The 23529-nt window shown below is 68.0% G+C and carries 21 protein-coding genes; 14 read left to right on the top strand and 7 right to left on the bottom strand.

The features are described 5' to 3' along the window. Positions 1-43: 43 nt before the first annotated feature. Together ACFC06_RS17640 and ACFC06_RS17635 are read left to right on the top strand one after the other, a co-directional pair. Entirely contained in the window at positions 44-664 is a 621-nt protein-coding gene (locus ACFC06_RS17640) for a hypothetical protein (RefSeq protein WP_375931953.1), read from the top strand. A 24-nt stretch (positions 665-688) separates the two neighbouring features. Then, a complete protein-coding gene (locus ACFC06_RS17635; RefSeq protein ID WP_375931950.1) occupies positions 689-2140 on the top strand; it encodes an MFS transporter in 1452 nt (483 codons plus the stop codon). 118 nt (positions 2141-2258) lie between these two features. Here the strand turns inward: ACFC06_RS17635 and ACFC06_RS17630 are convergent, their stop codons facing one another. Beyond that, positions 2259-2933: a S1 family peptidase gene (locus ACFC06_RS17630; protein ID WP_375931947.1), complete on the bottom strand. Its 675-nt coding sequence runs from the start codon at positions 2931-2933 to the stop codon at positions 2259-2261. A gap of 517 nt (positions 2934-3450) precedes the next feature. On the opposite strand from ACFC06_RS17630, the gene ACFC06_RS17625 reads away from it, so the two are divergent. The 9 genes from ACFC06_RS17625 (at position 3451) to ACFC06_RS17585 (ending at position 12991) form a co-directional block, all read left to right on the top strand. Further along, positions 3451-4305, top strand: coding sequence for an MlaE family ABC transporter permease (locus tag ACFC06_RS17625; RefSeq protein ID WP_375931944.1), 855 nt, complete (start codon positions 3451-3453; stop codon positions 4303-4305). Between the two features lie 3 nt (positions 4306-4308). Beyond that, positions 4309-5172, top strand: a complete 864-nt coding sequence (locus tag ACFC06_RS17620; RefSeq protein WP_375931941.1) for an MlaE family ABC transporter permease — start codon at positions 4309-4311, stop codon at positions 5170-5172. Positions 5173-5178: 6 nt separating this feature from the next. Then, complete coding sequence (locus ACFC06_RS17615; protein ID WP_375931938.1) at positions 5179-6681, top strand: MlaD family protein; 1503 nt, start codon at positions 5179-5181, stop codon at positions 6679-6681. After that, positions 6678-7703, top strand: coding sequence for an MCE family protein (locus ACFC06_RS17610; protein ID WP_375931935.1), 1026 nt, complete (start codon positions 6678-6680; stop codon positions 7701-7703). Before ACFC06_RS17615 ends, ACFC06_RS17610 begins: the two co-directional genes overlap by 4 nt. Beyond that, positions 7700-8695, top strand: coding sequence for an MCE family protein (locus tag ACFC06_RS17605; protein WP_375931932.1), 996 nt, complete (start codon positions 7700-7702; stop codon positions 8693-8695). Before ACFC06_RS17610 ends, ACFC06_RS17605 begins: the two co-directional genes overlap by 4 nt. Further along, entirely contained in the window at positions 8692-9804 is a 1113-nt protein-coding gene (locus ACFC06_RS17600; RefSeq protein ID WP_375931930.1) for an MCE family protein, read from the top strand. Before ACFC06_RS17605 ends, ACFC06_RS17600 begins: the two co-directional genes overlap by 4 nt. 8 nt (positions 9805-9812) lie before the next feature. Continuing rightward, complete coding sequence (locus ACFC06_RS17595) at positions 9813-10901, top strand: MCE family protein (RefSeq protein WP_375931927.1); 1089 nt, start codon at positions 9813-9815, stop codon at positions 10899-10901. After that, on the top strand, positions 10898-12076 hold the full coding sequence (locus ACFC06_RS17590; RefSeq protein ID WP_375931924.1) for an MlaD family protein: 1179 nt from the start codon (positions 10898-10900) through the stop codon (positions 12074-12076). The genes ACFC06_RS17595 and ACFC06_RS17590 overlap by 4 nt, the downstream gene beginning before the upstream one ends. A gap of 132 nt (positions 12077-12208) precedes the next feature. After that, entirely contained in the window at positions 12209-12991 is a 783-nt protein-coding gene (locus ACFC06_RS17585) for a hypothetical protein (protein ID WP_375931921.1), read from the top strand. Positions 12992-13075: 84 nt separating this feature from the next. Here ACFC06_RS17585 and ACFC06_RS17580 read toward each other — a convergent pair whose 3' ends face one another. The 6 genes from ACFC06_RS17580 to ACFC06_RS17555 all read right to left on the bottom strand — a co-directional run bounded on the left by ACFC06_RS17580 (position 13076) and on the right by ACFC06_RS17555 (position 18735). Further along, the gene (locus tag ACFC06_RS17580; RefSeq protein WP_375931918.1) at positions 13076-13609 is read right to left on the bottom strand and encodes a ribonuclease H; all 534 of its coding nucleotides are present in this window, start codon (positions 13607-13609) and stop codon (positions 13076-13078) included. Between the two features lie 10 nt (positions 13610-13619). Further along, the gene (locus ACFC06_RS17575; protein WP_375931915.1) at positions 13620-14093 is read right to left on the bottom strand and encodes an SRPBCC family protein; all 474 of its coding nucleotides are present in this window, start codon (positions 14091-14093) and stop codon (positions 13620-13622) included. A gap of 59 nt (positions 14094-14152) precedes the next feature. Next, on the bottom strand, positions 14153-15343 hold the full coding sequence (lhgO, locus tag ACFC06_RS17570; RefSeq protein WP_375931912.1) for an L-2-hydroxyglutarate oxidase: 1191 nt from the start codon (positions 15341-15343) through the stop codon (positions 14153-14155). Continuing rightward, positions 15340-15990 (bottom strand): hypothetical protein, encoded by a 651-nt coding sequence (locus ACFC06_RS17565; RefSeq protein ID WP_375931909.1) that lies wholly within the window; start codon positions 15988-15990, stop codon positions 15340-15342. Before ACFC06_RS17565 ends, lhgO begins: the two co-directional genes overlap by 4 nt. A 489-nt stretch (positions 15991-16479) precedes the next feature. Continuing rightward, a complete protein-coding gene (locus tag ACFC06_RS17560; protein ID WP_375931906.1) occupies positions 16480-17271 on the bottom strand; it encodes a TIGR03084 family metal-binding protein in 792 nt (263 codons plus the stop codon). Between the two features lie 108 nt (positions 17272-17379). Then, entirely contained in the window at positions 17380-18735 is a 1356-nt protein-coding gene (locus ACFC06_RS17555) for a hypothetical protein (RefSeq protein WP_375931903.1), read from the bottom strand. A gap of 145 nt (positions 18736-18880) precedes the next feature. Between ACFC06_RS17555 and ACFC06_RS17550 the strand changes: the two genes are divergently transcribed. The 3 genes from ACFC06_RS17550 (at position 18881) to ACFC06_RS17540 (ending at position 23462) form a co-directional block, all read left to right on the top strand. Continuing rightward, the gene (locus ACFC06_RS17550) at positions 18881-19756 is read left to right on the top strand and encodes a 3-hydroxyacyl-CoA dehydrogenase family protein (RefSeq protein ID WP_375931900.1); all 876 of its coding nucleotides are present in this window, start codon (positions 18881-18883) and stop codon (positions 19754-19756) included. A 1-nt stretch (position 19757) separates the two neighbouring features. After that, positions 19758-20654, top strand: coding sequence for a hypothetical protein (locus ACFC06_RS17545; protein WP_375931897.1), 897 nt, complete (start codon positions 19758-19760; stop codon positions 20652-20654). Positions 20655-20747: 93 nt separating this feature from the next. After that, positions 20748-23462, top strand: coding sequence for an AAA family ATPase (locus ACFC06_RS17540; protein WP_375931894.1), 2715 nt, complete (start codon positions 20748-20750; stop codon positions 23460-23462). The last annotated feature ends 67 nt before the right edge of the window (positions 23463-23529 follow it).

Genomic DNA, 23529 nt, shown 5'->3' with positions numbered 1-23529 from the left:
GATGGAGTCGACGCCGGTGGCTCCGGTGGTGTATTCACAATGGGTGTTTGCAGATCTGCCCATCGGCCGGTTCGTCGGCGCGCTCGCCATCACGGTGACCGCGTTCGTTTCGACCGGGTGCGGTGGCACCATCGACGGTCACGCGCAGCCCGCGATCGACGTCGTCCCCGCGACCAGCGGCGCCCCGACGACCACCACCAAGGCGGGCAAGCCGACCACCAGCAAACCGGCCCCGACCTCGAGCCGCGGCGGCACCACCGATTTCGACGCCGAGATCGGTGACTGCGTGGCCCTGGGTGGCACCGTCGACGACGCGACCATCGACAAGGCCTCCTGCGGCAGCCGCGCGTCGAACTACAAGGTCATCGGCAAGGCCAAGACCAGCAGCGGCTGCGTGAGCGACCGCGACAACTTCTACGCCGAGACGCTCAACGGCATCGAGACCGGCGCGTTGTGCCTCGACATCGACTGGGTGGTCGGCGGCTGCATGGACGTGGGCGGCGACGAGCCCTCGCGGATCGAGTGCACCGAGTCCGGCACCGAGCCGGTCAAGGTCATCACCATCCGGAACGGTTCGGACAGCGTCGACGACTGCCCCGATGCCGCCGACTCGGGCTTCAAGTACGCCGAGCGCCGCATCGTGGTCTGCGTGCAGAGCCTCTAGCTCGTCAGGGGTTAGCGTGGAGAGGTGCCCGCGACCCGCACGGTTCGGCTGAACTCGGCCACCGGCCGGTGGATTCTGCTCGCCACCGTGCTGGGGTCGTCGATGGCCTCGCTCGACGCCACCGTCGTCTCGGTGGCGTTGCCGCGCATCGGCGAATCCCTGCACACCGATGTGGCCGGGCTGCAATGGACCGTCAACGGTTACACCCTCACCCTGGCCTCGTTCATCCTGCTCGGCGGCTCGCTGGGCGACCGGCTCGGGCGCAGGCGGGTGTTCGTCTGGGGTATCGCCGGATTCGCGGTCACCTCGCTGCTGTGCGCGGCCGCGGTGAACATCGAGATGCTGGTCGCGGCGCGATTGCTCCAGGGTGTGGCGGGCGCGCTGCTCACGCCGGGCAGCCTCGCGCTCATCTCCGCCTCGATCGATGAACAGGACCAGGGCAGCGCGATCGGCCTGTGGTCCGGGTTCAGCGGGGTGGCGGGCGCGTTCGGTCCGCTGCTCGGCGGCGGGCTGATCGACCTGGTCGGCTGGCGGGCGATCTTCCTGCTGAATGTGCCGCTGGCGGTGGTCGTGGCCCTGGTCGCGACCCGGTGGGTACCGGAGAGCCGCGATCCGGAAGCGACCGCGCGGCTGGATGTGCCGGGCGCGGTGATCGTGGCCGTCGGGCTCGGCGCGCTCACCATGGGCCTGATCAACGCGCACCTGCCGCTCACCCTGGCCGGGGTGGCGGCGCTGCTGGTGTTCGTGGTGGTGGAGCTGCGCAGCCCGAATCCGCTGGTCCCGCCCGCGCTGTTCCGTTCGCGGGTGTTCACCGCGGCCAATCTGGTGACGCTGGTCGTCTACGCGGCGCTCGGCGGTGTCTTCTTCCTGCTGGTACTGCAATTGCAGCTGGTCGCGGGGTATTCGCCGATGGCCTCGGGTGCGGCGAGCCTGCCGGTGACGCTGCTGATGCTGGTGCTCTCGGCCCCGGCGGGCCGCTGGGCGCAACGCCACGGACCGCGCCTGCCGATGACGGTGGGTCCGCTGCTCGCCGCCGCCGGGGTGTTCGCGCTGCAACGAGTCGGGCCCGACGCGCACTATCTCACCGATGTGCTGCCGGGTGTTTTCGTCTTCGGCCTCGGCCTTTCGGTGCTGGTCGCGCCGCTGACCGGCGCGGTGCTGGCGGCGGTGCGCGTCGGCGAGGCGGGCATCGCCTCGGGGGTGAACAACGCCGTCGCCCGCACGGCCCAACTCCTGGCCGTGGCCGCGCTACCGGGCCTGGCCGGATTGTCCGGTGCCTTCGACGACCCGGTCGCCTTCGCCACCGGTTTCGACACCGCGATGCGCTGGTGCGCGCTGTTGCTGCTGGTAGGGGCGGTGATCGCGGGGATCGGCCTGCGGGTCCCGCGTCAGGAACCCGCCCCCGACCGCGTCGACTGCCTACCCCACTGCGCCGGCGCCGACGGACCCGCGCTGGCGCCGACCGTCTCGAAATGACCACCACGGTTCGCGGCCCGTCTCGCGTCCGAGGGGCGAGACGTCACGGCGAAGCCGGAGTATCGCCCCTCGGACGCGAGACCGCCAGGGGCCGCGAACCCGCGGCGCCAGCCGCCTTCTACACAGGGTGATATCCGGCGCCTTGGGCGCCTCGGGCGTTCATGTCGTTCATGATGGCGTTCATATTGGTGCCGACCTCGGGGCCGAAGCAGGCCACCGCCAGATAGGCGTTCACCATCCCGACCAGCGTCGAGCCGATCACCACCGGCGCGCCGGAATCGCCTTCCACCACGCACATCTGCGACCAGGTCTCCATGTTCGTCTGGAAGACGTCACCCCAGGCGATGCCGCAGGTGTTGCCGGTGGTCCGGCCTTCCTTACAGACGATGTTGGGGAACTGGGCCGGTGCGCCGACCCCGGTGATGGTCACGTTGCCGATCCGGTTGACCGGCACGATCCGGCCGGGCGTGAACTCGATGACCGCGTAGTCGAGGTCGGCGTTGCTGTAGACGAAGCGCCCGATCTGGCCGTAGCCGGGATCGACCTCGGCGGCGACCGAGGCGCCCGCGTCACCGCAGTGGCCCGCGGTGAGCCCGACGAGGCGGCCCGCGCCGTCGTGTCCGACCGTCGTGAGGGTGCATTGGAACGCGTTGTCGATGACGATGCCGGACCCGCCGCCTAGCACCGGGGGTCCGGGTTGAGCCTGGGAAGCGCCCGCGCCGGTACCGATCAGCGCGGCACCGAGGGCGACGGCGAAGGCGGCGTTGGCCACCTTGGCGAGTTTGCTGAACATGTCCCTCCAGACGTCGGAAGCCCGCACGATATCAATTCGATCTGGCTATCGTGCCTGTATTACGTCCCGGGCGCGCCCCGTCGATGCGCCGGTCGGCACACTCTCCGCGAACAGTGTGTGGTTGCTGCCTACCAGGACCCGGGTTGCGACACTCCGCGATAGCGAATGTCTATCGAAATTGTGATCAACCGTCCATTTCGAGGCGGCCTCGTGATTGGTTCCGGTATTCCGGCGAGCCGTTCGTTATGAATGACAGTTTTCCGCAATATTTGTTTCCCGCGACCGTCGGTACTGGGAAACCATGTCCGAAACGACATCCGGCGGAATCGAACATGCATTGACAATTACGGGCTGTATGGTCCGGGATGGCAGGGCTCATAGCAGTTCTGGACAGTGACGTCGATCTATGACTGCGCTCACATGTCGGTGGTGTGTTCTGCGCTACTCCGTAGTAAGGTGCGTCAAGCAAACAAGTCGTCGGGGTGTTGATGACCTGGCGTCGAGAGGGGTATTAGCAGTGCAGTCGACCAAGAGTCCGCCCACACGTTCACGAGTCAGTGAAGCTGTCGACTGGACCAAGGGCCTTTGGGACGACCATCCGAAGAAGTCCCTCGAGACGTTCGGTCGACAGATCACGATGGGTATCGAGGCGATCACGGAGTTGATCGTCGCGATCTTCCGCAGGCGCTTCCCCTTCGACGAGTTCGTCCGCCAGTGCGCGTTCATGGCCAACGTCGCCGCCGCGCCCACCCTGCTCGTCGCCATCCCGATCGCGGTCATCGTGTCGATCCAGGTCGGCGCGGTCGCCGGTCAGGTCGGCGCGACCTCGTTCATCGGCGCGGCCAACGGCCTGGGCATCATCCAGCAGGGCGCGCCGCTGGTCACCTCGATCATGATCGCGGGCGCGGTCGGTTCGGCGGTCTGCGCCGACCTCGGCTCGCGCACCATCCGCGAAGAGATCGACGCGATGAAGGTGATGGGCGTCGACCCCCTGCGCAGGCTGGTCGCCCCCCGGCTCGGCGCGGCGATGCTGGTCAGCCTGCTGCTGTGTGGCTTCGTGGTCTTCGTCGGCTTCATCACCGGCTACATGTTCAACATCTTCGCCCAGGCGGGTACGCCCGGTTCGTACATGAGCACCTTCGCCTCCTTCGCGGTCACCCGCGACCTGGCGGTGGCACTGCTCAAGTCGGTGATCTTCGGCATCATCGCCGCGATCATCGCCTGCGACTCCGGCCTCAACGCCCGCGGCGGCCCCGGCGGTGTCGCCAACGCGGTGAACTCGGCGGTCGTGAGCTCGATGGTCATGCTGCTCGGCGTCAACGTCGCGATCACGCAGATCTACGCCGCTGTCTTTCCCCCCCAGGTGGTCTGAGCCATGTCATCAACGTACGTACCTCCGCTGCTACGGCCCATACGCCAGCTCAAGGCCGCAGGCCGGGCGCCGATCGACCTGCTCGCGCGCCTCGGCCACCAGGTCTTCTTCTTCCTGCGCTCGGTCGGCTCGATCCCGCTGGCGTTCAAGCAGTACCCCAAGGAGATCTGGCGTCTGCTCTCCGACGTCACCTGGGGCAACGGCAATATCGTCGTCGGTGGTGGCACCATCGGCGTCATCCTGATCATCAGCGCCTTCGGCGGCATGACGGTGGCCATCCAGGGCTACACCTCGCTGAACCTGCTCGGCCTGAGCCCGATCACCGGTGCCATCTCGGCCTTCGCCACCACCCGTGAACTCGGCCCGCTGCTCGCGGCGCTGGCGTTCGCGGCACAGGCGGGTTGTCGATTCACCGCCCAGCTCGGCGCGATGCGCATCTCCGAGGAGATCGACGCGCTCGACTCGATCGCCATCCGCCCGCTGCCCTACCTGGTCAGCACCCGGATGATGGCGGCGGTCATGGCCATCGTGCCGCTGTACTGCATCGGCCTGGCCACGGCCTACCTGGCCTGCTCGGTCACCGTCGGCCTGATCGGCGGCACCGCGCCGGGCACGTACTCGCACTACTTCTACCAGTTCCTGGTACCGACAGACGTGCTGTACTCCCTGCTCAAGGCGATCATCTTCGTCATGATCACGACCTTCATCCAGTGCTACTACGGCTTCTTCGCCTCCGGTGGTCCCGAAGGCGTCGGCGTGGCGGCGGGTCGCGCGATCAAGATGTGCATCATCCTGGTCGTGTTCGCCGACCTGTTCATGACATTGGCGATCTGGGGCGTCGACCCCGGAATCAGAATCTCGGGGTAGCGCGCGATGATCATCGATCCCAGTGGGCGCGGACCCACCATGAAACAGCTGTACATCGCGGGTGCCTGCGGTGTCGCGGTGTTCGCCGTGATCCTCGGCTTCCTGATGGCCCGCTACCAGGGCTATTTCGTGCCGAAGGTCAACGTCGTGGCCAACCTGTCGACCACCGGTGACGGTCTGCCGTCCAAGGCCGACGTGAAGTTCCGCGGCGTGCTCGTCGGCGCCGTGAAGGACGTCGAGATCGCCAACAAGGGCGCCGAGCAGAAGGTGAACATCGAGCTCAAGCCCGAGTTCGCCGGCGACATCCCGAACAATGTCACCGCCCGCGTCGTGCCGAGCAACCTGTTCGCGGTCACCTCGGTGGAGCTGGTCTTCAACGGCCCGTCGAGCCAGTACCTGAAAGAGGGCTCGCAGATCCCCGAGGACCGCAGCGAGGGCACCATCGCGCTGCAGGACACCCTCACCACGGTGCGCGACATCCTCGACCAGGTCGACCCGGTACAGCTGGGCCGCGTGCTCGGCACGCTCACCCAGGCCCTCGACGGCAGCGGCCGCGTCCCCGGTTCCACCATCCAGCGCCTGGACCACTGGCTGACCACCGTCGCCGAAGCGGGCCCGAACCTGGGCGGCATGCTCGACAACTTCTCCGCCTCGGCGCACGCGCTCAACCAGTCGGCGCCGGAGCTGATGGACGTGCTGGGCAGCTCGGTGCAGACCGCCACCACCATCGCCACCAAGCGTGATCAGCTGATCGCCCTGCTGGCCGGTGCGAGCGCCACCACCGACCAGGTCAACGACCTGTTCGCCAGCAACCCCGATGTCGGCAAGGAGGTGACCGTGGGTATGAACGCGACTCTCGGCGCCCTGGCCGCCGACCCGGGCTCGATCACCAAGACCTTCCAGGTCTTCGGTCCCTCGCTGGCCAAGCTGAACACCACCTTCCACGGTGGCCCGGCCAACCAGATGGTGTGGAACGCGGGTCTGACCTTCACCCCGTACAAGCCCAACACCGTCGCGGACTGCCCGCGCTACGGCGACCTGCTCGGCCCGAGCTGCTTCACCGCTCCCGCCGAGGTCTCGCTGCCGCCGCTGCCGGAGAACCTGCGCCCGCGGGCGCTGGACTCCGCCGCCGGACTGCCGCCGCTGCAGATGATCCCGGGCCTGCCCGACATCCCCGGCCTGACCTCCCCCGGCGCGCCGATGCAGACGGCCCAGGGCACCGAGGTGAAGCCGTTCGCCGGCACGCCGCTCGAGGGCCTGGTGCCCTCGATCCAGATCCCGGGCCTGCCCGGTGTGCTGGGTGGCGCGCCCGCTCCGGCGGCCGCGCCGGAACCGGCCGCCACGCCGGAACCGGCGACGGTGCCCGCGGGCACCCCGATCTCGTACACCGGCGACGCGGCGATGTCGAAGCTGCTGGGACGTGAACCGAACGTCTCGGAGTATCTGCTGCTCGGTCCGATCATGAAGGGCGGAACCCTGCACGTGTCCGAAAACGGGGGTGGCGCATGAGTATCCGCAAGCCACTGATCGGGTTCAGTATCTTCGCGCTCGTCTCGCTGCTGGTGACGGTCGTCGTGTGGAACACGCTGGCCCGCACGGTCGACGGTGACACCCGCAAGTACACCGCGATCTTCACCGATGTGCTCGGCCTGCGTCCCGGCGACGACGTCCGCATGGCGGGCGTGCGCGTGGGCAAGGTCGAGAAGATCGAGCTCGACGGCAAGAACGACGCCAAGGTGTCGTTCATCGTGCAGAGCGACCAGCCGGTCTTCGACGACACCAAGGCCCTGGTCCGGTACCAGAACCTGATCGGCCAGCGCTATGTGGCGCTGGCCCCGGGCCAGGCGCCGAGCCCGCAGGAGCTGCGCAGCGGGGCCACCATCCCGCTCGACCGCACCGAACCGTCCTTCGACATCTCCGCGCTGCTCAACGGTTTCCAGCCGCTGTTCCAGGCGCTCGAGCCCGCCGAGGTCAACGCGATGTCGGAGACGCTGATCCAGGCGCTGCAGGGCGACGGGGTCTCGCTGTCGGCGTTCATCGTGCAGGCCGCGCAGCTGGCCACCGATTTCCAGCGTCGCGACGCGATCCTGTCCGACGTGATCACCAACCTGTCCGGTGTGATGGCCGGGTTGGCCAAGCGAGGGGATGAATTGGAGACCCTGATTACCCAGACCAGGGCATTGATCGGCGGTCTCTACGACCAGGGCCAGTCGCTGCAGGCGTCCACCGTGACGCTGGCGGACGCGACCACCTCCCTGGTCGGCATGATGAGCAAGATCCAGCCCAAGCTGGCGATGGCGCAGAACTCGACCACCGCCGCGCTGAACCTGCTGCTGGCCAACGGCGCCAAGCTCGACCAGGCCGCCATCGACATGCCGTCGATGCTGGCCGACCTCGGCCGGATGACCTCCGAGGGCGCCTACGCCAACGCCTACCTGTGCGGCCTGGACGTCTCGCTCTACGGCGTGCTCTTCCCGCGTGGCATCTTCAGCCAGATCGGTGGCACCAGCCATTCGGAGGTGTGCCGATGAGCAAGATCAAGGCCACGTTCCTGGGCAACCGCAATTTCTGGCTCGGTGTCATCGGCTCGCTGGTGATCGTGCTGCTGCTGGTCGGCTCGACGGTCTACCAGTTCATCGGCATCGGCAAGCAGACCATCGAGGCGCAGTTCGTGCAGGCCGCGGGCATCAAGGTCGGTGACAAGGTCGCCGTGTCCGGTGTGCAGGTCGGCACCGTCTCGGGGGCGAAGATCGAGGGCGATCACGTGGTGGTCAGCCTCGATGTGGACAGCTCGCTGAAGTTCGGTCCCGACGCGCACGCCGCGATCAAGATGGCCACGCTGCTCGGCGCGCGCTACGTCGACCTGCAGCCCGGCGACGGCTCGGGCCTGAAGGACGACGTCATCCCGCGCGCCAACACCGACGTGCCGTACAACATCGCGGACGTGGTGCAGGTCGGCACGCCGAAGTTCGAGGAGCTCGACACCAAGCTGCTGGCGCAGTCGCTCAACACCATCAACTCCCAGCTCGGCGATTCGCCGGAGCTGGTCGCGCAGGCGCTCGACAGCGTCGGCGCGGTGGCCAAGGTGATCGACCAGCGCAAGTCCGATGTCGACGGGCTGCTCAAGGACCTCAACCGGGTCACCCAGCTGCTGGCCGACAACCGCAACTCGATCCTGCTGGTGATCACCCAGGGCGAGGCCATCGCCAACCGGGTGATGGAGCGGCAGAGCCTGCTGCGCCAGCTGCTCGACAACATCGCCACGCTGACCCGTCAGCTCGAGGAGATCGGTGCCGAGAACGGCAACCAGATCGGTGACACCATCGGCCAGCTCAACACCATGGCCGAGGGCTTGCAGAAGAACAAGGACAACCTCGACCGGCTGCTGCAGATCGGCCAGCCCACGGCGCGCTACTTCAACAACGCGCTGGGTAACGGCAACTACGGCGAGGTCTCGCTGCCGTGGCTGTTCCCCGACAACTGGCTGTGCTTCGTTCAGGTGATCCAGGGGTGCGCAGGATGAAACTGACCAACAAGCTCCGTGGCGCGCGCACCGTCGCGCGGACCATGATGATCGGCGCCACCGCGCTGGTACTGGGCAGCTGCTCGCTGCTGCCCAGCCAGTTCGACGACGCGCTCGGCCGCTCGACCAAGATCACGGCCGATTTCGAGAACATCGCAGGCATGTACGAGGGCAACGAGATCATGGTCCTCGGCCTGGCGGTGGGCACCGTCGACAAGATCGTGCCCAAGGGCACCTACGTCGAGGTCCACATGACCGTCGACGCCGGGGTCAAGATCCCCAAGGACGCCATCGCGGCGATCATCTCGCCCTCGATCGTGACCGACCGCCACATCGAGATCACCCCGCCCTACACCGGCGGTGACACCCTGAAGTCCGGTGACCACCTGCCCAAGGCACGCACCAGGACCCCGGTCGAGCTGGACACGATGATCAAGACCATCGACCAGTTCTCCGCGGCCCTCAAGCCCGAAGAGGGCCAGGAGGGTCTGGGCCCGCTCTCGGGTCGGGTGCTCTACCCGGTGCTCAACGGCAACGGCCAGAAGATCCGCGAGACCCTCGACGCGCTCTCGGGCGCGCTGAAGGTGGGTATCGACAACAAGGACGCCATCTCCAACATCATCATCAAGCTCAACGAGCTGACGACGATGCTGGCCGACAACGACCAGTCCGTGCGTGATTTCAGCGACCGGATGACCGCGATGTCGGGGCTGCTGGCCGAGCAGGCACCCGGTTTGCAGGCCACTCTGGATCAGCTCAACGCGTTCCTGGCCAACACCTCGGTCACCTTCTCCGACCACGCCGACGAGCTGTCGGCCTCGCTGACCGGGCTGACCAATGTCAGCAACCAGTTGCGCGCCAACTCCGGCGCGATGGTCGAGATCGTCGACGTCGTCCCGCTGCTGATGCAGAACATCGACGGCGCGATGAACAAGGAGAAGGGCTTCGTCCGGCTGCACGGCCTGATCGGCACGTTCCTCTCCGGCGAGATCGTCAGCGTGTTCTGTGAGCGGATCCAGCTGAAGTCCGACGGCTGCCGCACCGGGAACGTGCAGGATTTCGGCCCCGACTACGGGCTCACCGCCGCACTGCTTGGACTCACGAAATGACCCTACGTATGACGACGAAAGCCCGCCGCGCGATGCTGTCGGCGGCCGCGCTGGCCACGGTGGTCATCACCACCGGTTGCAGTTTCACCGTGGAAGACCTGCCGCTGCCCACCCCGGGCGCCGAGGGTGACACCTACACCCTGCACGCGGAGTTCGAGAACGCGCTGAACCTGCCCGACCAGGCCAAGGTGAAGATCGGCGGCTCCGATGTCGGCGTGGTGTCTTCGATCAAGACGAAGAACTTCCAGGCCGTCGTCGACATGGAGATCAGCACCGACATCACGCTGCCCAAGGGCAGCACCGCCGAGCTGCGCCAGGCCACTCCCCTCGGTGACGTGTTCATCGCGCTCAGTGAGCCCAAGACCCCGTCCACCGGCGGCACCCTGGCCGACGGCGACACCCTGACCAGGGATTACACCTCGGCCGGTGCCACCGTCGAGGAGCTGCTGATCTCGGTGTCGATGCTGTTCAACGGCGGCGGCGTCGCCAGCCTGAGCCGGCTGGGCACCGAACTGGGCTCGATCCTCAACGGTCACGGCGGCGAGCTCGCGCACCTGATCACCGAGATGACCGGCGTGGTCGGCGAACTCAACGCCAACAGCGCGCGGGTCGACACGGTGCTCACCGAGTTCAACACCCTGGCCAACACCATCGAGGTGAACAAGGGCCAGCTCGGTCAGGTGGCCGACACCCTGCCGCAGGCGATCGGCGCCATCGCCGAGAACAACCGGGCGATCGGTGACCTGCTCACCAAGCTGTCCACCGCCAGCGCGGCGCTGGGCGACTACTCCAACACCACCGGTGATCAGCTCGCCGATCTGCTCACCAACCTCGACAACCTGATGAACGCACTGGCCGCCTCGGGCGACAGCTTCGGCTACGTCCTCGACCAGCTGCACGCGATCCGCCCCGGCGCGAACGCCACCTTCCAGGGCAAGTCGCTGGCGCCGTACGCGACGCTGACCAACCTCGACATCGGGTTGCTCACCGATCCGGCCAACAGCAAGTTCCCTGATCTGAAAGACGTGAACGATTTCGTCGGCAGCTTCATCCAGGTGCTGCAGATCGTCCAGGGCCGAGTGGGAGGCCACAATTGAGCCGGCTGAAGAGTCTCAAGTTCAGCAAGGTCCTGCTGGCCAACGGCGCACTCGTGCTCGTGCTGCTGGTCGGCGCGACCTACCTGCTGGTCAATGTGATGCGGGTGAACCCGTTGCGCTCGGAATACGACGTGACGGTCAACCTGGATCGTTCCGGCGGTCTGCAGCCGGGCAACGACGTGACCCTGCGCGGGCACCGCATCGGCAAGGTCACCTCGATCGAGCTGATCAACGAGGGGCAGTCGATCGCGGCCAAGGCGCAGATCGACAAGAGCTACAAGATCCCGGTCGACACCACCATCCAGGTGGCGGCCCTGTCGGCGGCCGGTGAGCAGTACATCGACTTCCGGCCCAAGAGCGATGTCGGCCCGTTCCTGGCCGACGGCGCGGTGATCCAGTTCAACCCGGACCAGATCAAGACCCCGGTGCCGGTGTGGGCGGTGCTCGACGACACCAGCGCGCTGATCGGGCAGGTCAACCCGGAGCAGTTCAAGACCATCCTCAACGAGCTCGACATCGCGCTCGGGGCCGGTCCGGATCAGCTGCGCGGTCTGATCAACGGCGTCAGCCTGGCCGTGGCCGGCCTGGACAACCTGCTGCCGCAGACGGTGAACCTGATCAAGAACCTGCGGGTGATCGCCGAGACCACCTCGCACGCCCAGCCGGATCTGCAGACGCTGACGCAGAACTCGGGCGCGCTGCTGACCCAGTTCAACAACGCCAACGCCGAGCTGCAGGGCATCCTGGACAACGCGCCGGGGCAGTTCGAGGCGCTGGGCGCGGTGCTGGACCAGACCGCCGATCCGATCAGCGCGCTGGCGGCCAACTTCGTCGCCATCACCAAGGCGGCGCAGCTGCGTCAGCCCGCTCTGCGGTTGCTGTTCCCCTCGCTGGCACTGGGTCTGGAGTCGATCTCGGTGCCCGCTCACGACGGTGAGTTCCACACCATCATCGACATCTGGCCGCGGCCGGTGTGCAACTACGACACCGAGTACCGTCGCAACGAAGAGGTCCAGGACGGGTCCATCCCCAGGTGGAACTACTGCACCAACCCGCCCGCCGACCAGCAGATCCGTGGTTCGGCCAACGCGCCGCGCCCGAATGTGCCCAACAACGGCGCGCAGATGCCGCCGGGTGTCGACCCGAACGAGCGGACGCCACGCCCGGTCAACTGATGAGTTGCTGCCCGGTTCGGACGCCACGCGACCGGACCGGGCATACTCGCGGGAGAGCGTGTGGCCCGGCTCACGGGCTTCACGAAGGAAATCGGTGCGATCTATGTGCCGGGAAAGAGCAGGATTGATTCGATGACCAGCGACGACGCCGAGAGCAAGAAGGACGCTGCCGCGGCGGACAAGCCCGATCTGGCGAAGGACGCCCCCACCGTCAAGGGTGCGGCGGCCACTCCCGAGGTCGACCAGGCCACTGTCAAGGCAGAAACCGTGACCGAGGCGAAGGCCGCCCCCGCGGCGCCCGCCCCGAAGACCGGGCCATCGAGCTCGACCGGCTGGATCGCGGCGGGCATCGCCGGCGTGGTCGCTGTCGGAGCGATCACCGCCGGTGTGGTGTTCTTCCTGCAGAACAGCAACAAGGCCGACAAGCTCGACGCCATCGCCGACTCGACGAAGGCGGCCTGCGACTACGGCAACATCCTGGCCAATTACGACTACTCGCAGAACCTCGACGCCTACATCGAGTCGATGAAGGCGGGCGCCACCGGCGACTACCTGAAGGAATTCAGCGACGCCAGCGAGGCGCTCAAGGGCGCGATGGTGCAGGCCCAGGTGAAGTCGCGCGGTGAGGACGTGCAGTGCGCCTACATCTCGGGCAGCACCGACGACGTCAAGGCCATGGTCACCATGACCCAGTACCGCACCAACTTCACCCAGCCCGAAGCCGACCGGATGATGTTCGCCATCGAGATGACCCTCGAGCGTTCCGGTGACGGCAAGTGGCTGGTCAGCAAGCTGGATTCGCCGCTGCTCAAGAACAGCAGCGTGCCCGGCGGCGGTGCCACCGCCCCGGGTGCCTCGGGTTCGCAGGCGCCTACGACGCCCGCTCCGGCTCCGGCGCCCGCGCCTGGGAACTGATCCCACGCGAAACGCCGCCGGCGGCAGACTGCGATCGTCTGCCGCCGGCGGCTTTTTCGTGCGGGTTCACTCCGGTCGCACTCGTCAGAACAGGGTCAGTGCCCCTGGCGCCGCCGGTGCGACCGGCTTCCCTGTGGTGGCCCGCGGTTCGGTGGTCTTGGTGGCAGGGGCCGGGTGTTCGCGCCCGGTCGCCGACGCCTCGCGCGCGGCGAGGCCCGCCAGGGTGTCGGCCTGCTCGTTGAAGTAGTTGCCCACGTGCCCGCGGACCCAGCGGAAACGCACCGGTCCTTCGCGGGTGGTGATGGCCCGGTCGATCTGCTTGATGATCTCGACGTTCTTCACCGCGCCGCCGGTGGAGGTGCGCCAGCCGTTGCGCCGCCAGCTGGTGATCCACTCCGAGGCGCATTTGATGGCGTAGAGCGAGTCGCTTTCGATGAGCATCGGCTCGCCGCCGGGATGGGCGAGGATGGCTTCGAGTACCGCGCGTAGCTCGGCGATCTGGTTGGTACCGGTGATCGCGCCCCCGCTGGCCGATGGCCCCTGATGATTCACCCAGGCCCAGCCGATCGCCCCGCCGGGATTACGCAGGCAGGACCCGTCGGTGCTCACGATGATCATGACCGCCACCCTAGGCGATCCGGCCGACAAGATCGGTACCGTGGAATGCCTCTATCTCCCTTCGCAACCGCGACTCCGTGCGGCGCAGTGCCGATTTCGCGGCCGCGTCGATCAGGCCGTGGCACAGGCGGCCGAACACACCGCGTGGTGGTGGATAGTCGGCTTCGCAGGTCAGCACCGACCGTTCGTAGCCGAGTGGGTCGAACCGCAGTGTCACGGTTCCGTATACCCGCCCACGCAGGGTATACCCGATCACCGCGTTGCGCCGGTATTCGGTGATCTCGCAGGTCGTGCGCACCGGGATCACGCCGAGCAGGCGGACTTTCATGGTGCGCACGGCGCCGAGACCGCTGCCGGGGGTGCCGGGGGTGTCGATGGCCCGCACGCCGTACATCCACTGCGGGGCGTGCTGGAAATCCTCGGCGTAGGCGAACGCCGCGTCGACGGGTGCGCCGACGTCGCTCGCGTACCTGATGTGGCCCATCGGCCCTCCCTGATGACGGATGGCGCCAAAAGTACTACAAATCTCCTCTTTATTTACCGTTATGCCGCGAACAGCTGGTCGACCACGTACTCCGCGATCGGCATCGCCGAGGTCGCGGCCGGTGAGGGCGCGTTGAGCACATGGATCGAGCGCGGGGTGCGCTCGATGAGGAAGTCGTGCACCAGGGTGCCGTCGCGCAGCACCGCCTGCGCCCGGATGCCCGCGCGGTGCGGCAGCAGATCGGCGACGGTGAGTTCCGGGCAGTACTTGCGGCATTCGGCCAGATAGCCGCGCTTGAACAGCGAATTGCGCAGCTCCCTGGCCCCGGTCCGCAGATGCGCGCGGGCCACCCGGTGCAGGCCGGGGAAACCGAGCGCCTCACGCGCGTCGCGGGGATTCACGCTGCCCTTGCGGTAGCCCTCCCTGGACAGGCCGAGCACCGCGTTCGGGCCGACGGTGAGTTCGCCGTCGATGGTCGGGCTCAGGTGCACGCCCAGGAACGGCAGCGCGGGGTCGGGCACCGGATAGATCAGCGTGGAGACCAGCCCGGCGCGGTCGGCGGGCAGCCGGTAGTACTCGCCGCGGAACGGCACGATCCGGAAATCGGTGCGGATGCCCGCCGCTCGCGCCAGCCGATCGGCCTGTAGGCCCGCGCAGACCACCAGCGTGCGCGCGGTGATCGAACGGGTCGGCCCGGAAACGGTGACCGCCGAATCGGATTCGCTGATCGCCTCGACCGGCGTCTCGAGCAGGATCTCGCCGCCCATCTCCCGCACCTGCGCGGCCAGCACCGCGGTGACGCGGGTGTAGTCGATGATCCCGGTGTCGGGCACGAACAGCGCGCTCACCCCGCGCACGTGCGGTTCCCGGCGTTTCAGCTCGGCCGCGTCGACCGCGCTCACCCGCACGTCGTTGTCGATGGAGCGCCGATAGAGCGCGCGCAGGCGTTCGTCCTCGACGGAATCGGTGGCCACCAGCAGTTTTCCGCACTCGCGGAAGGGAATGTCGTTGGCGGCGGCGAACTCCTTGGTCCAGCGCGCGCCCGCCCGGCACAGCCGCGCCTTCAAACTGCCCGGTGGATAGTAGATCCCGGAGTGGATGACGCCGCTGTTGTGGCCGGTCTGGTGCGTGCCGAGGCGCGATTGCTTGTCCACCAGCACCAGGCTCGCGCCGGGGCGGGTACGCAGCAGGCGGTGCGCGGTGGCCACGCCGACGATGCCGCCGCCGAGCACACAGAAGTCGTAGGTCACACGCCGACGGTAGCCGGGTCCGCTGCCGCCTCGGCCGGTGCCGGATCGGACTGCGGCACGGCCGGATCGGTGGCGGGCTGCTGGACCCGCTGCACGCGCAGCGTGTGGGTGCCCAGCGTGGGGTCGGTCAGCACGAACACCACTTCGCCACGGCGGGTGTCGAGTTCGGTGCGCAGCGCGGTGGTGCCGGTCGGATCGGTCGCGATGCCCAGGTATTTCGAGGCCGTCGCGCCGAGATTGGTGTCGACGGTGAACGCGACGGTGTTCGGCTGCGCGGGCGCGACCTGCGCGCCGAGGTAGGTGGTGCCCACGCGCACCCGGCCGGCCAGCGACTGGTCGGGCTTGGCCGCCAGTTCGGACTGGTGCACGGCCGCCCGCGTCGCCGTCTGCTCCACACGCCCGGTGCTGAAGGCCAGCTCGACGGGTTCGCTGGAGCGGCGCGGTGTGGCGTCCTCGGCGAGGATCGGGCGCGGATGGCCGGGATTGCGGCTGGTACCCGGGTCGGCCTGCTCGGTGGTGGGTGGCGTCAGCTCGGGCATGTGATTGACGATGTAGGCGCCCGCGGCGACGGTGAGGCAGAGGCTGGCCGTTCCCGCTGCGACGATGGCGCCCAGACGGACGAGCTGAGCAGGGCGATGTGCGGCCACGATGCGTTCCTTCCTGTACCTGTGGGATTTCCCGAGGTGACGGGCCCGCATCGTTGAAAGCCACGCGCTGATACCCACGGTACGGGGTAACTACCCCGGCTACCCGTTCCGTGTCGTGAGATCAGAGCCACATCTGAAACAGTGTCGTATCAATACAGGTCATCGCGCATTTCGACCCCCTGCCGGGTTTCTCACACCCCGCCCACGGGTACTCCTCCCAAGCAGGCGAGCGTCATTCGCGACTGCCACGGAGGTCAAACCCCCGGCCAACGATGTCCGGGGCAGTCGACACGAATGGCGCTCCAAGACTGACGCTCGCCTGTGTTTATCGGAGCGCTGGCGCGCTCGAGTCGCGGCCCCTGGGGGCCGCCGGTCAGCGCTCGAGACTCGCCTTCGGCATGCGCTTCGAGCGCTGACCGGCGACCCGGCCGCGACCGGCGCTGCGCGCCGCCGCTCCTCGGGGTCGCGGGTGCGGGGCCGGGAATGTGGTCAGGCGAACTGGCCCTCTGTGCGGCCTTCGCCGGGTGGGCCCGCGAAGGCTTGGGCGATGGTGAGCCAGTGTTCCGCGTCGGGGCCTTCGGTGATCAGGGTGGTGTCGGCGCGGTGGCGGCGTTGGGTGGTGACCAGGCAGAAGTCGATCGCGGGGCCGGTGACGCGCTGGGTGGCGTCGTCGGGGCCCCAGGTCCACAGGGAGCCGTCGGGGGCGGTCAGTTCCACCCGGAATTCTTCGGCCGGGCCGGATTCGCCGTGGACGGTGTAGGCGAAATTCCTGGTGCGGACGCTGATGTGGGCCACGGTGCGCAGGCGGGCGGTGGGGGTGCGGGTCACGCCGAGGGCGTCGGCGACGTCCTGGCCGTGCGCCCAGGTCTCCATGATGCGCGCGGAGATCATCGAGGCGGGGCTCATCGGCGGGCCGAACCACGGCAGCTTGGTGCCCGCGGGCACGGCGGCGAGGGCGGCGGCGAGCTGGACGCGGCCGGTCTGCCAGCGGGGCAGCAGCTCGGCGGGTGGGAGCTGGGCGAGTTCCTCGGCGGCCTCGTCGACGAAGGTGAACATCTTGGGCGCGGCCTCGGTGAGCAGCGCGGCGAAGCGTTCGCTGTCGGTGGCGGCGATGATCGAGACCTCGTCGGTCCAGGCCAGGTGGGCGATCTGGGTGGCGATGTCCCAGCGCGGTGCGGGGGTGGGGGTCTTCCACTGCTCGGCGGTCAGCGGTGCGACCAGGTTCTCCAGGTCGGCGCATTCGGCGGCGAAGTCGTCGAGGAGCGCTGCGAGATCAGCCATCTGTTCCCTTGCCGGATCATGGCGCGACCGGGACCGGTGCGCCGTCCACCCAAGAATCGCAGCGGGCCAGAAAAAATGCAAGCACGCGTGCTTGTTATTGCGGAGGTGCTACCAGCCGAAGGTCAGCAGGTGGATCGCGCCGACGGCGATACCGAGCACACCACCGTGCAGATACAGCAGCCACGCGTCCTGCTCCACGGCCGCGTAGAACATCTCCATGAACTCGCCGGGCGTGAGTTTCTGCAGCTTGCGGTCGGCGAAGGCGTCGATCTTCTTGGCCTGCTCGCGCACGAACTTCTCGTCCTCGACCATGCTCGGCGCCAGGCTCAACCCCGCCCCCGCGCCCGCGGTCGCCAGATTCTCGTAGCCCTTGCGGCCCATGGCCGCGCGCACCATGAACGCGGTCGGGCCCAGCTGCTGGTGGATCTCCTCGGCCACCACCCGCTCGATCAGCTGCCGGGTCTTGTCGCCGTTGGGCCCCTCGAGCAGCTCGTTGGACAGGTTCTCCACCGTCAGCACCTGGTAGGCCAGGATGTGCGCGAGATCGGTGGCCGCCTGCGGCTGGCGCTTGGCCAGCAGCGCCTGGCGCCACAGATACTTGTAGCGCGGCTGCGGATCGCCCGGCTCGAAGACCATCTTGATCGCGATCACGTTCACCGTCACGCCGATCATGGCCGAGGCGAACAGCACGATCACCCACGCCGGAATCGCCGAGACGTACGGGATCTGCGGATGCACGTGCAGATACAGCGCCAGGATCAGTCCGAACGGCGCGCCCAGCAGACCGATGCGCGCCATGAACTTCAGTTCCGGCGCCGCGATGGTCGTGGTGAGGTCCTTGAGGATGTACGGGTTCTTCTCCAGGTACCGGATGACGAAGTTCTTCACATCCAGCAGCTGGTCGATATTGTCGCCCAGGTTCGCGAACGCGCGCCGGCTCAGCGCGGGCAGCTGCCGGTCGACGCGCTGGTAGACGGCCTGCTTGACCTGCCGTGGCAGCGACCGCCACAGATCCGGGTTCTCCCGGTACATGATCTCGTCGACGATCGGCTGCACCTGCGGGCGCGCCCGTTCGGCCAGATAGTCGCCGATACCGTCGAGGTCGAGCTCGTGGATGAAGTCGCGCGGGCTGCCGATGCGCATCAGCGCCTTGTCCACGCAGATGCTGGCCATCTTCTCCGCACGCGCCGGGATGAAGCCCTGGAAACCGAGCCTGCGCCCGTCGCCGGAGAAGGTCGGCAGCACCTGCACGCGCCGGGGCAGGTACGGGTAGAGCACGTGCAGCAGCGGCACCCGGAAGCCCTTGAACTGCACCGGCCAGAACAGCATGAGCACGCCGGTCCAGTTGGTGAGCCAGCCCGCCAGCGCGCTGAAGATCGGGAAACTCACCAGATCGACCACGAATTTCGACTGCCCCGTCAGCTCCTCCCAGTTGATGAAGAGGCCGGAGGCGAGTGTGGTCATCGAGGAGCCCCCTAGTGCTGACGTGCGCAAAACGCGAAGAATCTACAAGAACGTGAGGATAAGCCAATCACATTGTGGGCCGATAGACTGCCTACTGGTCGAACGAAGCGTCACCTTCCCCCGTCCTCGGTAGTTGGGAGTCGTCGTGAGCACAGTTCCGCAGCACCATCGCACCCGCCCGGTGGCCGTGATCGGCGCGGGCACTCTCGGCAGACGCATCGCGCTGATGTTCGCCACCAGGGGCGGCACCGTCCGGATCACCGACCCGAATGCCGAGCAGGGCGCGGCCGCGGTCGACTTCGTCACCGAGCACCTGCCCGCCGTCGCCGCGCAGGTCGCCGACGGCTCCCCGGGAAAAGCCGAATACGTCGGTGACCAGCAGGACGCGGTCTCCGGCGCCTGGCTGGTGGTGGAGGCAGTCCCCGAGATCCTGGACCTGAAGAAGAAGGTCTTCGCCCAGCTCGACACCCAGGCCGACGCCGACGCGATCCTGGCCTCGAATTCCTCCTCCTACGCCAGCCGCCTGTTCACCGAGGGCCTGCCCAGCGCCGACCGCATGCTCAACACCCATTTCTATATGCCGCCGCAGTCGACCGTGCTGGACGTGATGTCCAACGGGCAGACCTCCCAGGACATCCTCGATTTCGTCTTGAACACCTTCGGCGAATACGGCCTGCACCCGTTCCTGTGCCGTCAGGAGAGCACCGGCTTCATCTTCAACCGCATCTGGGCCGCCATCAAGCGCGAGGCGCTCGAAGTCGTCTACGAGGGTGTGTCGATCCCGGCCGATGTCGACGCGATGTTCGCGCTGAACTTCGGTACCAAGGCGGGCCCGTTCCGGATGATGGATCAGGTCGGCCTGGACGTGGTGCTCGATATCGAGGAGCACTATCGCAAGGAGAACCCGAATCTGCCCGAGGGCCCGGTGAAACTGCTGCACCAGTACGTCGACGCGGGCAAGCTCGGGGCCAAGACCGGCGCCGGCTTCTACGACGACTACCCGCGGCCGAAGCAGTCCTGAGATGACCGAGCTGCTGGCGCTCGACCTGAAAGCCGGTGTCATCCACGCGGTCTCACTGGACGGACGCCGTGTGCGCACCGTGGTCGACGGCCTGGGCCAGGTGCCCGACGGCATCGTCGTCGATCAGCTGCGCGGCCATATCTATTGGACGAACATGGGCCTGCCCGACCCCGGCGCCGCACCGGGCACCGAGCCGGAGTTCTTCACCCGCAACGGTTCTCTCGAACGCGTCGATCTCGACGGCGGCAATCGCACGGTGCTGGTACCGCCCGGCGCCTTCACCACCGGCAAGCAGCTCACCGCCGATTTCGAAGCGGGCAGGCTGTATTGGTGTGATCGGGAGGGGATGGCGGTGCTCACCTGCGATCTGTCCGGCGCCGACCTGCACCCGCTGGTCGTCACCGGCAGCGGCGAGCGCGACGCGCGGATCACGCGCAACTGGTGCGTGGGCGTCTGCGTGGATACCGATCGGCGCCAGATCTATTGGACGCAGAAGGGCGCGGCCAAGGCAGGCGACGGCCGCATCTTCCGCGCTCCGCTGGACCTGCCGCCGGGCGCCGACCCCGCCGCCCGCACCGATATCGAACTGCTCTGGAGCGACCTGCCCGAACCCATCGACCTCGAACTGCACGGCAGCACCCTGCTGTGGACCGACCGCGGCGCCGAACCCGAGGGCAACGCGCTCTACCGCGCCGAGGTCCGTCCCGAACACGGCACTCCGTCGATCGTCTCGCGCGGCTATCGCGAGGCGATCGGCCTGGCGGGCTTCGGTTCCCACTGCTACGTGAGCGACCTCGGCGGCTCGATCCGCGCCGTCGACACCGCGGCGGGCACCGACATCACCCTGGCCCGCCTCGGCAGCCCGCTCACCGGCCTCGCCCTGGCCGACCTGCCGTAGTCCGCTGCCCTGGGCAGTGTCACCACTGCCGCGGGGTGCCGATGTGGGCGAATTCCGCCCTGCGAGGCGCTGAACTGCGGTGATACTTGTTCGATGCAGATTCCGGCGGTCGGACGGCAGACGGAGATCGCGCGGTTGCGGGCAGCGGTGCTCGCCACTGCGGCAGGGGCGAGCCGGGTCGTGCTGCTGCGCGGCCCGGCCGGAATCGGCAAGACCTGGTTGACCGAGCGCGCCGCCGAACTGGCCGCCGCCGCGGGCTTACGGATCGCGCGTGGCGCCGCCCTCGACGACACCGGCGCCTGCCCGCTGCGGGTCTGGACGTGCGCGGCCGGTGCGGTACCGGGACTGTCCGCGGCACTGCGCACGGTCGGTGAATCCGGGAACACGGTGCCGGTCCGCCGATTCCGGATGTACTCGGCGGTGGCCGCCGCGCTCTGCGCGTCCGCCGAGGACAGCGGACTGGCGCTGATCCTGGAAGACCTCCACTGGGCCGACCCGTCCTCCCTGGAACTGCTCACCCACCTCGTCACCACCGAGCCGCGTGCCCGTCTGCTGATCCTGGCCACCATCCGGGAACCCGCCGGAAACGCCCTGCTCGCCGAACTCCCCGACTGGCTGTGCAGGCCGAACGTCGAGTGCTGCACCCTCCCAGCGCTTTCCGAGTCCGAGATCGGCACCTGGATCGAACAGTGCGGTGGTACAGCGGAGCTCGCTCCCCGCGTTCGCGATCTGACCGGGGGCAATCCCCTACTGATCCACCTGGTCTCGGATTCGGGCTTCGACATCACCGCCGGCGAGCGATGTCCGGGCTCGCTCGTCTCCTGGATCGGCGCTCCTGGTTCAGTGATTCGAGGTGAATTCGCTTCGGTCTCTTCGGAGGCGAGGGGCAGTATCTCGCCTGATGCCGCCCGTGTGCCTGTGTCAGATGCCGAACTGCCCGATGTCCGCAGTGTGGTTCTCGGCCGACAACAGCGGTTGGCCCCCAGCGACAGTGCGCTGCTGAGTGCGGCGAGTGTGCTCGGTGAGCAGATCGATACCGACGTGCTGGCCCACCTCACGGGGGCGCCAACCGCGCAGGCGGAGCAAGAGGTGCGGCAGATGATCGCGGCCGCTACCGAGGCCGGGCTGGTGCGCGACTTCGGCGATGGCGCACCCATTTTCGTCCACGCCGTGGTCCGGGACGTGCTGTACGCGGAGCTGCCCTGCGCGCACCGCGCCGAACTGCATCGGTCCGTGGCCGAGGCGCTGGCCGATCGCGCGGACACCGCGATCGCCGGGCTCATCGCGACACATTGGCGTGCGTCCGGCGCGATGACATCGGCCGCCCTGCGCTGGTTCCGCCGCGCCGCCCATGCCGCACGCACGGCCGCGGCCTACCCACTGGCGATCCGCTTCGGCGAGTGGGCGCTCGAGGCCGCGCGCACCGCCGACGACGCCACGCGCGCCGAACTGCTCCTCGACCTCGCCCGCGACGAGTTCGACGCGGGCTGGATCGCCACCAGTCTCGACCACAGCATCGCCGCCGCGTCCCTCGCCGACGAGATCGACCGCCCGGACCTGATCGCCGAGGCGGCACTGGTCGTCCACGATGTATCCACCCCAACTGTCCTGGCTGAATTGAACCTGCTGTGCAGCAGGGCTCTACGTCGGCTCGACCCCCGCCTGCACCCCGACCTGATCGCCCGGCTACTGGCCCAGCACGCTCTGTTCGCAGCAGACCGCGGCGCGGGCAGAGAGGCCGCGATGCTGTCCGAACAGGCGCTGTACGCGGCCGACCGATGTACCGATCCGGAGGTCGTATTCGACGCGGTCCGCGCCGGATACGCGACCCGGTCCGATCTCCGATTCCTCGACGAGCGCACCGAACTCGCCGCCCGCTCCCTCACCATCGACCACCCACCCGCGCAGCTCTGTGGACATCTGTGGACAGCTGACACCTGCCTGCAACGCGGCGATCTCACCGCCGCCGACACCGCTATCGACCACCTCGCCGTACTCGCGGACAGCCAGCCACTCGCCCGCTGGCACCTCCTGCGACTACGCGCCGACCGTGCCCTACTAGTGGGCGATCTGGCCGGCGCACGGGAATACGACACCACCGCAGCCGATTTCGCCGAGCCCCTAGGCGACCCCGCGCTCGCCGCCCGGCACGAAATGTTCCGCCTCGTCGACGCCGTCCTCACCGGCCATATAGACGAGAACGAACTCCGCACAGCCACACAGCCGTTCGCCCCGCCCCCGAAAACCCCGTTCGCCCGCTTGCGTATCCCGATACTGCACGCCCTGTCCGGTGACCTCGCCACCGCCGCCACCCTCTTCGCTCCCCTGCGCGATCTCCCCGACACCCTCGAACCGGGCCCACACCGCCTCGCCGCCCTCTACGGCACCGGAGTACTGGCCGAACTGCTCGCCGACACCGACACCGCCGACCGTGTCTACCGAGCCCTGTCCGGCCACGAAGACCACTACGCCGCCGACGGCACCCCCTTCCCCTACCTCGGCTCCCTGGCCCGCATCCGCGCCGACAACGCCCGCGTCGCAGGCCACCTCGACGCCGCCGTGGACCTCTACCACCACGCCCTCACCCAAGACGCGGCCATCCAGGCGCACCCCTACCTCGCCCTGACCCACCTCGCCCTGGCCCGCACCCACCTGGCCCGCGCCGACCTCCCCACCGCCCACACCGCCGCCACCACAGCCGCCGCCACCCTCCGCCACCTCGGCCTGACCAACCACCTCCACACCGCCGAGACCCTGCTGCGGCGAAACTGGAACAGGTTGCCGTCCGATTGCCCGCCGGTGCGGTGACCTACTCACCGGTAGTCGAGTGACCAGAACATATTTGTCGACAAGCCCCCTGGATACCTACGCTGCG

Origin of the sequence: Nocardia sp. NPDC056064, assembly GCF_042266925.1 — a bacterium.
Lineage (GTDB): Bacteria > Actinomycetota > Actinomycetes > Mycobacteriales > Mycobacteriaceae > Nocardia.
This window is presented reverse-complemented; position numbering and strand designations above follow the sequence as displayed.